10 protein-coding genes are annotated in these 13,221 nt (G+C 62.8%); 9 read left to right on the top strand and 1 reads right to left on the bottom strand.

Annotated elements, in window-relative coordinates:
- Positions 1 to 12 precede the first annotated feature (12 nt).
- From recO to OXG98_18350, 6 genes are all read left to right on the top strand, one after another.
- Positions 13 to 798: a DNA repair protein RecO gene (gene recO, locus OXG98_18375; protein MCY3773977.1), complete on the top strand. Its 786-nt coding sequence runs from the start codon at positions 13 to 15 to the stop codon at positions 796 to 798.
- Positions 795 to 1,733: a PfkB family carbohydrate kinase gene (locus OXG98_18370; GenBank protein ID MCY3773976.1), complete on the top strand. Its 939-nt coding sequence runs from the start codon at positions 795 to 797 to the stop codon at positions 1,731 to 1,733. Before recO ends, OXG98_18370 begins: the two co-directional genes overlap by 4 nt.
- Positions 1,734 to 2,265: 532 nt before the next feature.
- On the top strand, positions 2,266 to 2,649 hold the full coding sequence (locus OXG98_18365; GenBank protein ID MCY3773975.1) for a hypothetical protein: 384 nt from the start codon (positions 2,266 to 2,268) through the stop codon (positions 2,647 to 2,649).
- An 86-nt stretch (positions 2,650 to 2,735) separates the two neighbouring features.
- On the top strand, positions 2,736 to 3,371 hold the full coding sequence (locus tag OXG98_18360) for a DUF4202 domain-containing protein (protein ID MCY3773974.1): 636 nt from the start codon (positions 2,736 to 2,738) through the stop codon (positions 3,369 to 3,371).
- Between the two features lie 36 nt (positions 3,372 to 3,407).
- Complete coding sequence (locus OXG98_18355) at positions 3,408 to 4,790, top strand: sulfatase (protein ID MCY3773973.1); 1,383 nt, start codon at positions 3,408 to 3,410, stop codon at positions 4,788 to 4,790.
- Positions 4,791 to 4,802: 12 nt separating this feature from the next.
- On the top strand, positions 4,803 to 7,988 hold the full coding sequence (locus tag OXG98_18350) for a GNAT family N-acetyltransferase (GenBank protein ID MCY3773972.1): 3,186 nt from the start codon (positions 4,803 to 4,805) through the stop codon (positions 7,986 to 7,988).
- Positions 7,989 to 8,099: 111 nt separating this feature from the next.
- On the opposite strand, the gene map is transcribed toward OXG98_18350, so the two are convergent.
- Positions 8,100 to 8,882, bottom strand: coding sequence for a type I methionyl aminopeptidase (gene map, locus OXG98_18345; protein ID MCY3773971.1), 783 nt, complete (start codon positions 8,880 to 8,882; stop codon positions 8,100 to 8,102).
- A 471-nt stretch (positions 8,883 to 9,353) separates the two neighbouring features.
- Here map and OXG98_18340 point away from each other — a divergent pair, with 471 nt between their 5' ends.
- Genes OXG98_18340 through OXG98_18330 form a run of 3 tightly spaced genes read left to right on the top strand, consistent with a single transcriptional unit; the run spans position 9,354 to position 12,878 of the window.
- Positions 9,354 to 10,415, top strand: a complete 1,062-nt coding sequence (locus OXG98_18340; GenBank protein MCY3773970.1) for an aldolase catalytic domain-containing protein — start codon at positions 9,354 to 9,356, stop codon at positions 10,413 to 10,415.
- Between the two features lie 20 nt (positions 10,416 to 10,435).
- Positions 10,436 to 11,710, top strand: coding sequence for an acetylornithine deacetylase/succinyl-diaminopimelate desuccinylase family protein (locus OXG98_18335; protein ID MCY3773969.1), 1,275 nt, complete (start codon positions 10,436 to 10,438; stop codon positions 11,708 to 11,710).
- Positions 11,711 to 11,723: 13 nt separating this feature from the next.
- Entirely contained in the window at positions 11,724 to 12,878 is a 1,155-nt protein-coding gene (locus tag OXG98_18330) for an acyl-CoA dehydrogenase family protein (protein ID MCY3773968.1), read from the top strand.
- Positions 12,879 to 13,221: the final 343 nt, after the last annotated feature.

Raw genomic sequence — 13,221 nt, 5'->3', positions numbered from 1 at the left:
CCGGGCCTCCCCATGGCCATTCAATCCTCGGAAGCCATCGTGCTTAACCGGATCCCGCTGGGCGATACCAGTCTCCTGGTCACGGTGTACGCGCGGGCATTCGGAAAGGTCAAGCTCGTAGCCCGGGGAGCACGGCGTCCAAAGAGCAGGATGGCCTCCTCCCTGCAGCCGTTCTGCGTGATCACGGTATCGTTCAACCGCCGCGAAAACCGCGAATTGCAGCATCTTTCCAGGGTCGAGCCGGGGCCGTTCTTCAGGCATATCGGGGAAGACCTGACGAAGGTGGGCTACGCCAGCGCCGTTTGCGAACTGGTGAACAGGCTGGTCCTCGGCGAGGAGCCGGGCGAACAGCTCTTCGGACTGATCATGCGCACGCTGGAAGCGATCGACCGGTTGCCCGCGGCAGCGTGCGAAATGTTGTTCTGGCGGTTTCAACTCGAATTTGCCGACATTTACGGCACGGGGCCGGAGTTCTCCGCCTGCATGGGATGCGGTAGGCGCCCGGAGGAAGCGTCGGTCCGTTTCAGTCCGTCCCTGGGCGGGATTCTGTGCCGCGACTGCCAGGCCCAGGACGGCGAAGCGATGCAACTCTCCCTCGGCACCACGCGGCTGTTGTCCCGTGTCCGCGAAATGCCGTTGGAACATCTGTCCAGGCTGAAACCCGTCAGAACGTCCCGGCAGGAGATTCAGCGCGCGATCCGCGCCTTCTACCTGTACCAGATGGACGACGGGCGGGAGTTGAAATCGCTGAAGTTCCTGGAGTCGATCGAGGCGGACGGCAAGGAGAACCACCGATGAGTAAAAAGGGAGCCAGGTATGACGTCTTAGCCTGGGGCGAGGGCTTTCTGCGGCTCTCCCCGGCCGGCCGGGAACGATTCGAGCAGGCCGGGGGTTTCGGCGTGACCGTGGCCGGCGGCGCCCTGGAAACGGCGGTGGGGCTTGCGCGGCTTGGCCTCCGGACGGCATGGCTGTCCGTGGTGGGAGACACGCCCCTGGGCATGAAGCTGGTCAACAAGGTCCGGGAGCACGGGGTAGATACAGAATATGTGGTGCGGATACCGGACGGGCGCACCGGGCTGTGCTACACCGAGACGGGGAGCGCGCCCCGGCCGACCCTGTCCTGGTACGACATGGACGATACCGCCTTTCGCTCAGCCCGTCCCGGCACGGAGGATTGGTCCTCCATCCGTGAAGCGGCCGTCTTTCATCTGGACCTCACGGCGCCCATGCTCGATTCCGCCAACGCCGGCCGGCTGGAAGCCGCCCTCGAAACGGCGCGGGCCACAGACAGCCGGGTCAGTATCCTGCTGGACGCGCCGGACGGGGAGCGTCTCGACGTCGAGGTCGAAAAAAGGGTGCGCGATCTCGTGGAAACCGCCGATATCCTCATGGTGACGCTACGGGCCCTGGAGACGATCTGGGGGTTCGACGGGCCGATGCCGTCGGCGGCAGACAGGGCGCGGGCCAGGTTCGTCACAAAGAACCTGTCGGTCGTGGAGCACCGCCTCCCCGCCGCCGGAGCGGGGGACCTGTGCGGTATCGCGGTCTCCCCGTCCGGCGAGGTCTTCGAAGACCGTATCAGCGGGATAAAGGCGATCGATCCCGACGGGGTGCCTGGCGCCTTCGCCGCGGGCTACCTCCTCGGCTGTCTGCAGGATTGCACCCGTTCCGCCCTGCGTTACGGCAACGCCGCCGCTGCCCTGGCCTGTTCCATTCCCGGGCCCTTGAACTAGTTCACCCGGCAGGACCTGGAATCGCAGATCGAGGGAACCGGATCGGGACTCCAACGTTAGATTGGCTGAGCGGTTGTTTAACCGGGGCCTGCCTTTTTCTGTTTTTTCTTTTCAAATCGAAGAAAAAGTGCATCCGGATTGTATATATGTAGATAGCGTCCTTATTCCCGTGGGAATCCTCTGTGCAATTCGCCATGGACAGCTCGTACAGCAAAGGCATCTGTGACCAGCGTCCGCCCCGGGATAACACACACAAAGGGAGGCATGAAGATGGCAACAGATATCCATGCAACGCGGTCCGTTACCGGGCCGAAGGCCCTCGTCCCTGACGCAGGCACGCCGTTCCCGTCTCCGGAGTGTTGTTGGCGCAGCCCCTGAAATCCGGATTTTGAAAGGGGTACTACGCACGTCCTCCGGAGCCGCGAGACAAGAGTCACGCGGTTTTTTTCTGTCCTTGAACGTATCGAACCGGAGGTAAAGTCAGTTCATGTATAATCCTGAATTCTGGGAAATACGATTGGATCAGGTTGATTTGGAAAAGTTTCCCAACGAAGCGAATATCTGGTACGAAACGGGGGAGGACCGGGTGCATCGGTACCAGCGCGAGGATCGGGTGGACGAACTGGCCGACGCGGTCTACGATTTCCTTTCCCAGTATCTGACCCAGAAACAGTGCGAGGTTGTGGTGCTGTATTTCATCTATCAGAAAACCCAGCAGGAGGTCGCGGAGATCCTCGGTATCTCGCGCAGGGTCGTGAGTCAGCATCTGTTCGGGATCTGCCGGGATGGCAAGCATATCGGGGGCGCGGTCAACAAGTTGCGCAAACTGTGCACCCGGCATGGTATCGATTTTCGTCCCGTCAAACCGACCTTCGGGAAGCAGGAGTACCGTGACCGGCTCGCCATTTCCGCCTGAGCGCATTCCCGCACCGCCTCATGCCACGACGAAAAAGCCGCCGGAGTCAACATCCGGCGGCTTTTTAATTGAAAGCGAAAAGATTGATGGATCATGATCGATTCTCGGACGCGATAGAACGCATCGACACCGCGAACGGCGCCGACCCGGAATCCGAAGAAGTCGACGGCCGGCCGATTCCGAAGGCGCTTCTGTACGGCCGTCGGATGTCCGCCTGCCTGGAAGACCTGGCGCCCGGTGCGTCGGAAGCATTGCGCCTTGCCGTGCGTTGCCAGCATATTCAACGGTGGAAGATACCCCGCGGCGATTTCCCCGTCGGCCGGCTCGGCTACCGGCAGTGGCGGACGGAACTGGCCTGGTACCATGCCCAGACCGCGGGCTCGATCCTGCGGGACGTCGGCTATGACGATACGCTCGTGGAGCGTGTGCAGTCCCTCGTCAGAAAAGAGCGATTCAAGGCCGATCCCGAAGCGCAGACCCTCGAGGACGTAGCCTGCCTGGTGTTTCTCCGGTATTACCTGCCCGCGTTCGCGGAGAAGCACAGCGAGGAGAAACTGGTCGAAATCCTGGCGAAGACCTGGAAGAAGATGTCGGCCTCGGGCCAGGCCGCGGCCCGGGACATCGACTTTGCTCCAGCGTTGAAATCGTTGCTGGACCGCGCGATCCGGGCGGGCCGGGCGGACCGGGCGGACCAGGCGGACCGGGCGGACCGGAGCACGTAACCGGGTCCGGGGCGAGTAATACGGAGATCGAAATCCATGTCCGGGCATCGCGCCGCGAATATCGTATTCGTTTTTGGCGATCAGCATCGATGGTGCAGTACCGGATTCGGCGGGAGCCGCCAGGTACAAACGCCTTACATGGACCGCATGGCCGGCGAAGGCGTCGTATTCGACCTGGCGGTCGCCAACATCCCGGTCTGCACGCCCTGGCGGGCAGCCTTTCTGACCGGCCAGTACCCGTTGACGACCGGCATGTTCATGAACGACGTCAGGTTGCCGGCGGACCGGCCGACTCTGGGAACCGTCCTGCGTGGGGCAGGCTATGACACGGCCTACATCGGGAAATGGCATCTCGACGGCCCGTCCCGGGGCGGATATACCCCGCCCGGGCCGCGGAGGCGGGGATTCGAATTCTGGGCGGTGGGCAACTGCACGCACGATTACATGCACTCTGTGTATTACCGGGATTCGGAGGATCCGCTCTACTGGACGGGTTACGACGCGGAGGCACAGACTTCCCTGGCCATCGATTACATACGGACCAGGAAAGGGGACCGTACCTTCGCCCTGGTGCTTTCGTGGGGACCGCCGCATAATCCCTACGATGCCGTGCCCGGTCGCTATCTCGACCGGTATCCGCCGGAGGAGATCGAAGCTCGCCCCAACTGCCCCGAACCCAGTCGCACCGACCTTTTGGGCTACTATGCCCATATCACGGCCCTCGACGATCAGCTGGCGCGGATAGGCCGTGCGCTCGATGAACGGGGATTGACGGAAAACACGGTTTTCGTCTATACATCGGACCACGGCGACATGCTCGGATCGCACGGCCGGCAGCGCAAGCAGCACCCGTGGGACGAGTCCGTTCGCGTCCCCTTCGTCATGCGTTGCCCCGGACAGGCGTATGCGGGACTTCGCATCGAAACGCCTTTCAACGTGGTGGACATCATGCCGACGCTACTCGGCCTGGCCCGAGTCCCCGTCCCCGGCACCTGCGAAGGCCGCGACCATGCGCCGGCCGTCCGGGGCGAAGCCTTCAGGGGCAACGAAGCCGCCTATATCATGAGCATCGCGCCTTTTTCGGAATACCGGGGCCAGCCGTGGCGGGGAATCAGGACCCGCGGCCATACATACGTTCGCAACCTCGACGGCCCCTGGTTGCTGTTCGACAACAGGAAGGATCCGTTTCAGATGCGGAACCTCGTGGGACGCACGGAACACACATCGCTGCAGCGCCGGCTGGACGGCCGGCTGGAGCAGGAGATGGCGCTTCGCGGCGATGCGTTGCTTCCCGCCGACCACTACCTGGAACGGTTCGGCTACGAGGTGAACGAAGCAGGGGCGATTCCTCATGATAATGCGGTACTCCCGCCCGGTCGACGCGGGGAGCCTGACCATGGCGGGAACCACTTGAGATAAAGAGGAGACAAGATGGCGAAAGAAGCCAATCTAAGGCTGATCGACCCCGTACGGGATGCCGACGCGCTCGCCGAAATGTGGAACGAAAGTGACCTCGAATGGCCCGGCACGTGGAACGGCGGCGTGCCCACGAACGCGCGGGACATCCGGGACTGGCACGAGCGGGAAGAATACATCGCGGTCTTCGTGTGGGATGAAGGGGAAAAGATCGGCGGGTACTGTTCCCTGGTATACGACAAGGACGACGGCGAGGCCCTGTACCTCGCGCTGCTGAACGTCTCTCCACGTTTCCAGGGCAGGAGTATCGGCCGGCGGATGCTCGTCCGCTCGGTGGAGAAGACCATCGAGGACAAGAAGGCCCACGTCGACCTCGACACCTGGTCGGGGAACGTGAAGGCGATGGCGCCCTACAAGCGGACGGGCTTCTTCTGGGACGCCGGACCCTATCCGGTGATGCGCAACTACATGCCCGCGATCCTTTCGATGCCGTGTACACGGTACTTCTTCGACCGGCACGACTGGTACGAGTCCCTGCAGAGGTCGGTCGAGCAGGTGCCCGACGAGGAAGAGTGGGAAGGGCTGCGGGTTTTCACCTACCGATTCTCGGCGCCTGCCGAACGATATGCGCCGTCCGATGAGGCCGCGTCTGCCGAAGCCCGGGAGGAATTGACGGTCCGGGTGGACCGCGAGGCCCGGCACGTGACGGCGGTGGAGACGGCAGAGTTATACGCGGCTGCTACGGTGGACGACATCGAACCCGTGCGGGGAGGGAAGACGGTCCTGCGGTGGAAACTGCAGAACCGGAGGGACACGCCGGTCGTCCTCTCGTTGACTGCGAAGGAGTCGGGCGACCTGTCCGTCGACTTCCATCATCGAGCAACGTTAGGACCCGGTGAGACGATTACCCTCGAGGCGCCGGTAAGCGTATCGGCGAAGGCCGAGGCCGTGGACAGGGATAAGACCGCGCCGAGGGTCCGCTCCGACATTCGCTGGGACGATCTTCCCATCGAGCTCGCCACCGGCATTCGCCCCCGGGTCGAGATGGTTGTTTCCATTGATCCGGAGGAGATCACGCTGGCGCCCGGCAACTCGCAGCCCGTGCGCGTAATCCTGCGCAGCCAGTTGCCCGATGATGTCGAAGCGCGGGTTCGCCTCACCGTTTCAGACGGCCTCTCGGTGGACGAGAGCGCGCAAACCAACGCGGTGCCCGCCCGGGGATACGGAGGATTCGAAACGGTCCTCGCGGCGGACGGTCCGGGCGTCTTCGAAGTGACCTTTTCGGGCCGCGTGGAATGGAAGGGCGGAACGGTCGACTTGGCGGATGCGAAACACGCCGTCTTCGCGCTGGAGCCGGGCGGACTGCTGTTCCATCAGGACGGCGCGGTACGGTTCGAGAACGAAATCTTCAGGGCGACTCTGGAGGCCGGGGGCGGCCAGTTGAAGATCAGGGACCGGACCACCGGAAGGTATCTGGGCACCGAAGGCGCGCGCCCCATACCGCCGAAGTGGCCGAGCGAATACAGCGAGTCGGACTTCAAGCTGAAAGCCGAACGGGACGGGCACGGCGTGGTCCTCTCGGCAACCTATGCACCGAAAAAGACCCCCGGCCTGGTCTTCAGCCGGATCATCCGGTTGAACGCCGGACCGGTCATTTCGGTGGAACATGTAGTGGAAAACACCGGGTTCGACCCCCGTACCTTTCGCCTCTACCAGTTCGTGACGAATGGGGGCTCGGAGTTTACGACGCTGACGCTGCCGCTCGGGGACGGGGTTCTGAGAGCGCAATGCGCCGACCGTCCTGCGCCGGACGACTACGCCTTCAAGCGTGGTGATTCATTCGCTGAGACGTGGGGTGCTTTTGAAATGTCGCATGGAACGATCGGGGTCCTCTGGCCTGGCGACTTGGACGAAATCGAATGGAACGGGTACGAATTCCAGTCTGTGAGCCGGGAGACGACCTGCGCGCCACAGTCGCGGATATCCATTGGTCTGCTTCGTCTCTTCGTTGGCGACGGCGGTTGGCAGGGCGTGCGCCGGGTGTGGCGGCGCACGAATGGGCACCAGGTCAACCAGTTCGACCCGCTCCCACCGGTCCTGGGCGAATTCGAGGTGTCGACCGATCCACCGACGGCCGTGGTCATCGGGGAAGAGACAGAAATCCGGTTCCGCGTAGCGCAATGGAAGACCCGGAAGGCCAGCGGAACCGTCACCTTTGCCATGCCCGACGGCTGGCGCTGCGATCCCATGTGGATTTCATTCTCGGAAATCGACTGGAAAACCCCTTTCACCGGGTCGGTGCGACTGGCCACGTCCCAACCACCGGGTGTGTACAACGGCCGGATGGTACTCGAAGGCGGGGAGCGCAACGTCGAGGCCGATGTACCGCTCATCCGTTTGGGAGACGGGTCCGCCGTGGAGGTGGAAGAAGGCGAATCCGCGCGCCACAGGATATTCACCATTCGTAATCGGCGGCTCGAAATCGACGTGGTCCCTTCTTTCCTGGGCTCTGTGAGCGCAATCCGAGACGCGGGGGACGAATGTAACCACCTGGCATCGGCCTTTCCGAACCCAAGGGTTTTCGGAGCAAGTTACCCCTGGTACGGCGGTCTGCAGCCGAGAGTAGAGATGGGCCGACTTTCCTGGACAGCACCCTTGGAAGGTGAGACCTTTACGGCGGAGACGGTTTTCTGCAAAGATGCGCGCGGCATCGAATGGACTGGCGTTCGCCAGCGGGCGGTGCTATCCCTCGAAGAGACCCGCGGACTGACTCTGGAACTCGATACGCTGACCCTGGGCGCCAGCCCGGTGATCAAGCTGGTATGGAGACTCGTGAATGGAGGGGGCACGCCTCGCCAACTGAACGGTGGGTGGAATCTCTTTTTGCAGCCCGATGGCGAGATGCACGACACCGTCCTGTTCTCAGCGGACTACGAACGAAAACGGATCGACTGGCACTTCCGTCACCATGGCGGTCACTGGACCGCTGCCGCCAATCCGCGAACCGGACGGACTCTCGTGCTCGTATCGCCCTTGAAAGTAGCCAGAATGGACAGTTGGGGCATCGGCGGAGGACACTTCAGACTCAAGACGAAGTTCGAGGTGCCCGCCCACGGTGCCAAGGAAATGCCCGCCTATCTGGTCCTGGCCGACTCCCGGGAAGAAGCGAGACGGTACGCCGTACTGAAGGATCTGCAGTGAACAAGTACTGACGGGGTTGTAGAAGGACATGGAAAGACCCCGGCGTTCAGATGCGCATCCTGAATGCCGCAACATCCTTCGGATCGCGCCGTACCGGATGGACCGGTCGCGTTAATCCCAGAGGTCGGAATTTTCTGTCAGAATCTCGGGACCGTCGGACAGGATGGCGACCGTATGCTCGAAATGGGCGGACAGCCGTCCGTCGGCGGTGGAGGTCGTCCATTCGTCGTCGAGGACCCGGATCGCGTGCGCGCCCGCGCACACCATGGGTTCAATGGCGATGACCATGCCCGGTTTGAGCCGGATGCCGCGCTGCGGCCTGCCGTAATTGGGGACCTGCGGTTCCTCCCAGAGACTGCGGCCGATCCCGTGTCCGCACAGGTCCCGCACCACCGAGTATCCGTGGGATTCCGCGTGTTTCTGCACCGCGTGTCCGATGTCGCCGATGCGGTTTCCCGGCTTCGCTTCCTCGATCCCCTTGAATACCGAAGTCCGCGTGACGTCCAGCAGCCGCTGCGTCTCCGGTGAAACACGGCCGACGGGGAAAGTAAAAGCCGTATCGCCGTGGTACCCGTCGATGATCATGGCGAAGTCGAGACTGAGTATGTCTCCCTCGGCGACCTCGCGCCGCGGACTGGGGATGCCGTGTACGATCTCATCGTTGATGGACGCGCAGATCGTGGCGGGAAAGGGCGGATGGAAAGTGGGCTTGTATCCCAGGAAAGAGGATGTGCCCCCGAAGTCCCGGATCATTTTCCGGGCGATCCTGTCCAGTTCGGACGTCGCCAGGCCCGGTTTTACGGCTTCCCCCATACGCTGCAGCGTCGCAGTCGCGGCCTGGGCGCTGCGGCGAATGGTCTCGATCTGTTTTTCCGTCTTGAGAATGATGCCCATGGTCTTTATCCCGTGAGATTCAGCCCGCAAAAACGAATGCCCGGCGCGTCCGGGTATGCGCTTGATTGGCGCGGCCCGAACGCACCAAGCATGATACAGGGGAAGGGGATTTAGTCAAGGGCATTCAGCCGGGCGCGTCGAATCCATGCACGGTCTGATTCAGCCGGGCGTTTCGAATCTATTCACGGGCGGGTCCAGGCGAGCGCGTCGAATCTACGCAAGGGCGGAATCAGGCGGATCCAGGCGGGGTCAGGCCGGTCCAGGCCCGGCCGCAAGGTCCATGTCCCTTCGAAGATCACCCGTGGTCCGTGCCGCTACCCGATGCGGGCGTCTTTCGCGCGCGCTGCTTGAAATACCTTGTCCCGCGCCCGGGTGTCATATATGTTCTGTCGCGGTGTCGGCCGTGCTTTTCGCGGCCGCCAGGGCATTTGCGCGTATTCACCAGATACCAGGAGCGTTCTGAACAGGATTATGGACCAATCAGCTCTCAACGAAGCGCCGGCACGAAAGTGGCTGACCTACCGTCCGGAGATCAAGCTCATCGACTGTACGATACGGGACGGCGGCCTGATGAACGACCACCGTTTCGAGGCGGATACCGTCAGGGCGGTCTACCGGGCCTGCGTCGCCGGCGGGATCGACTACATGGAAATCGGCTACATCAACTCGCGGCAGATCTTTTCTCCCGATGAGCACGGACCGTGGAAGTTCTGCGCCGAAGAGGACATCCGCGGCATCGTGGGCGACAACGGCACGCCGCTCAAGCTGGCGGCGATGGCCGACGCGGAGAAATCCGACTACAAGACCGATATTCTGCCCTCCGAAGAAAGCGTGCTGGACATGATCCGGATCGCCACCTATATCCACCAGATCCCGCTGGCGCTGGACATGATCCAGGACGCCCACGAAAAGGGCTACGAGACCACGCTGAACCTCATGGCGGCTTCGACGGTTCCCGAAAGCGAGATGGACGAGGCGCTTTCCATGCTGGCCGAATCCAGTGTGGACGCCATCTACGTAGTGGACAGCTTCGGGGCGCTGTACAGCGAACAGGTCGAAGCGCTCGTGGACAAGTTCCTTAACGCCCTGCAGTCCACCGACAAGCAGGTGGGCATTCACGCCCACAACAATCAGCAACTGGCCTTCGCCAACACGGTCCAGGCACTGATCCGCGGGGCGAACTACCTGGACGCCAGCCTGGCCGGTCTCGGCCGCGGCGCGGGCAACTGTCCCATGGAGTTGATCGTCGGGTTCCTTCACAACCCTAAATTCCGCCTGCGGCCGTTGCTGGAATGCATTCAGTACGACGTCGAGCCGATGCGGGCCGAACTGATGTGGGGATTCGACATTCCTTACATGATCACGGGCCTGATGAACCAGCACCCCCGGGCGGGCATGCGGTTCAACGCGGCGAAGGAAAGGGGCAGCATGGCCAGGTTCTACGACGAGACGCCCTGTACCGGGGTTACCCGGTACAGGGCGCCTGAAATCCAAGGGCCCGTTACTATTCGCCAACGCACCGGCACCGCATAGCCACATTTACCCGTGAGCCCATGATCACCCCGCTGGAACAGCGTATCGTGGAACAGGTTGACGTCCTCCGCGAAGACATGCTGGGGTTTTTGCGGGAGCTGATTCGCATTCCCTCCGTGAATCCGCCTGGCGACGAATACCTCCCCTGCGCCCGGCTGGTGGGCGACCGGTTGAAAGCGCTGGGCTTCGAAACCCGCTACGTGACCGCCGAGCATCATCCGGACCATTCCGCGGAACGTCCCCGCGTGAACGTCGTGGGCCGTCTTCCCGGCCGGTCTCCGATGCCCACACTGCATTTCAACGGCCATACCGACGTGGTGCCGCCGGGCGAAGGCTGGACGGTCGATCCCTTCGCCGGGGTGGTGCAGGACGGCAGGGTCTACGGGCGCGGCGCCTGCGACATGAAGGGCGGCATCGCCGCCGCGCTCTTCGCGGCGGCCGCGTTGCGTCAGGCGGGTGTCGACCTGCTTGGGAGCCTCGAATTCAGTGCGACGGTGGACGAGGAGACCGGCGGGTTCGCCGGCATGGACCATCTCGCCCGCGAGGGACTGATCTCCCCGGAACGGACGTCGTACGTGATCATCCCCGAACCCTTCGGACCGGGGCGGATCTGCCTGGGACACCGCGGGGTCTACTGGTTCCGGATCGACACCATCGGCCGCACCGCCCATGGCAGCATGCCCTTTCTGGGCGTCAGCGCCATAAGCCAGATGGAGCGGGTCCTGCGGCAGATCGAAACGACCCTTGCGCCGGCGCTTCGCGTCCGAAAAACGGACATGCCCGTGGATCCGCCGGAGGCCCGTCACGCGACGATCAACGTGAACGGCATTTCCGGCGGGCAGACGGACGGGAGCGTGGGCTCGCCCTGCGTGGCCGACCGGTGCTCCGCCGTCTTCGACCGCCGTTACCTGAAAGAGGAATCCTTTGACGACGTAAGACAGGAAATCGAGACCCTGATCGGCGGCCTGGCCGCGGAAGACCCTGATTTCAACGCGGAGCTTACCGACCTGATGGTCGTTCACCCGGTCGAGACCGACCCGGACGCCGAACTGGTCGGGACGACGGCGCGGACGATCGAGGATCTCACGGGGGCGCCGGCGGACTACGTCGCTAGCCCGGGCACCTATGACCACAAGCACGTTTACAACACGGGGCGGGTGAAGCAGTGTGTCGCCTACGGCCCCGGCCTGCTGCATCTCGCCCACCAGCCCGATGAATACTGCGAGATCGATCATCTCGTGCAGAGCTGCAAGGTCATGGCGGTCACCGCGGTCCGGTTGCTTGGCGTAAACTGAAGAGGGAGAACCGATGGAATTCGCTTTGAGCAGCGACCAGGTCATGATGCGGGACACCGCCCGCCGGATTGCCGAGGAGAAACTGAAACCCCACGCCCGGGAAATCGACGAGCGCGAGGCCGTGCATTACGAAACGATCCGGGAACTCGGCGAGATGGGCTTCATGGCCATGATGATTCCCGAGGAGTACGGCGGAGCGGGGCTGGATACCATCAGCTACGTGCTGGCCGTGGAGGAGTTCTCCCGGGTGTGCGCTTCGACCGGTGTATGCGTCTCCGTCAATAACTCCCTATTCGCAGACGGCGTCTACGCCTTCGGGACCGAAGACCAGCGGAAGACCTACCTGCCGCCCCTGGGTTGCGGTGCGGCGCAGGCCTGCCTCGCGCTGACCGAACCCGGCGCCGGGACGGACGTCGGCTCGACGGCCACCTCGGCGCTGAAGGACGGCACGGATTATGTCATCAACGGCAAGAAGCACTTCGTGACCAACGGCGGTTTCGCGGACTATCTCCTCGTTCTGGTGACCACCGCCCCCGGAACCGGCCACCGCGGCCTCGGCATGCTCCTCGTGGAGAAGGACACGCCGGGATTTACCGTCGGCCGCCAGGAGCAGAAGCTCGGTATCCGGGGCTCCGATACCAGCGAGCTTGTTTTCGAGGATTGCCGCGTGCCGGTGACTAATCTGTTGGGCGATGAAGGCCGGGGCCTGAACATCGCGCTGTCCATTCTGAACGGCGGCCGCATCGGCATCGCGGCGCAGGCCCTGGGTATCGCGCAGGGCGCCTACGACGCATCCCTCGGGTACGCGAAGGAACGGACCCAGTTTGGCAAACCCATCGCCGAGTTCCAGGCGATCGCCTTCAAGCTGGCCGAAATGGCGACCGAACTCGAGGCGGCCCGCCTCATGACCTACCGGGCCGCGTGGCTCAAGGATGCCGGGCAGGACTACATAACGGCGTCGTCCATGGCGAAGCTGTACGCGTCGGAGGCCTCGATACGGATCACGAACGAGGCCATTCAGATCCATGGCGGTTACGGGTACATCCGGGACTTCGACGTAGAGCGCTTCTACCGGGACGCACGGATCACCACCCTCTACGAAGGCACCTCCGAAGCCCAGAAGATCGTCATCTCGCGAAACATCCTGAAGTCGGACGGCGCCGGGTAGCAGGCCGACCGGCCTGAACGCCTCGATCCCATAAGCCGGACCCCGTGCGGGTATGGTTTTACCTTGACAAGTTACCAAACAAACGTAGCGTATATCGATACGTGCGGCCGATTGCCATATAGCGTATATTGACACATGGGACAGATTGCCATATATTGTGCTAACTGCATGGCCTGACACGACATGTTCTAATCCCACGGTGGCATGAGCTGTCTATTGCCGTCGTCATCTGCTATCGGGAAAGGACCTATGGCGACCCAGAACGGTTCGGGAAACGGAGAGAACCTGCACACCCAGCTCGACCTGCTTACGTCGCGTGATGACGCGTCGAGGGGCGGTTCCG

The sequence above is a fragment of the Gemmatimonadota bacterium genome (assembly GCA_026706345.1).
In the GTDB taxonomy this organism is placed as follows: domain Bacteria; phylum JAAXHH01; class JAAXHH01; order JAAXHH01; family JAAXHH01; genus JAAXHH01.
Note: the sequence above shows the minus strand (reverse complement) of the source record. Positions and strands in the feature narration are given on the sequence as shown.

Coding starts and splice junctions, on each gene's coding strand:
- recO (MCY3773977.1), top strand. CDS start 13: ATGGCCATTCAATCCTCGGAAGCCATCGTGCTTAACCGGATCCCGCTG.
- OXG98_18370 (MCY3773976.1), top strand. CDS start 795: ATGAGTAAAAAGGGAGCCAGGTATGACGTCTTAGCCTGGGGCGAGGGC.
- OXG98_18360 (MCY3773974.1), top strand. CDS start 2,736: ATGGATCATGATCGATTCTCGGACGCGATAGAACGCATCGACACCGCG.
- OXG98_18355 (MCY3773973.1), top strand. CDS start 3,408: ATGTCCGGGCATCGCGCCGCGAATATCGTATTCGTTTTTGGCGATCAG.
- OXG98_18350 (MCY3773972.1), top strand. CDS start 4,803: ATGGCGAAAGAAGCCAATCTAAGGCTGATCGACCCCGTACGGGATGCC.
- map (MCY3773971.1), bottom strand. CDS start 8,882: ATGGGCATCATTCTCAAGACGGAAAAACAGATCGAGACCATTCGCCGC.
- OXG98_18340 (MCY3773970.1), top strand. CDS start 9,354: ATGGACCAATCAGCTCTCAACGAAGCGCCGGCACGAAAGTGGCTGACC.
- OXG98_18335 (MCY3773969.1), top strand. CDS start 10,436: ATGATCACCCCGCTGGAACAGCGTATCGTGGAACAGGTTGACGTCCTC.
- OXG98_18330 (MCY3773968.1), top strand. CDS start 11,724: ATGGAATTCGCTTTGAGCAGCGACCAGGTCATGATGCGGGACACCGCC.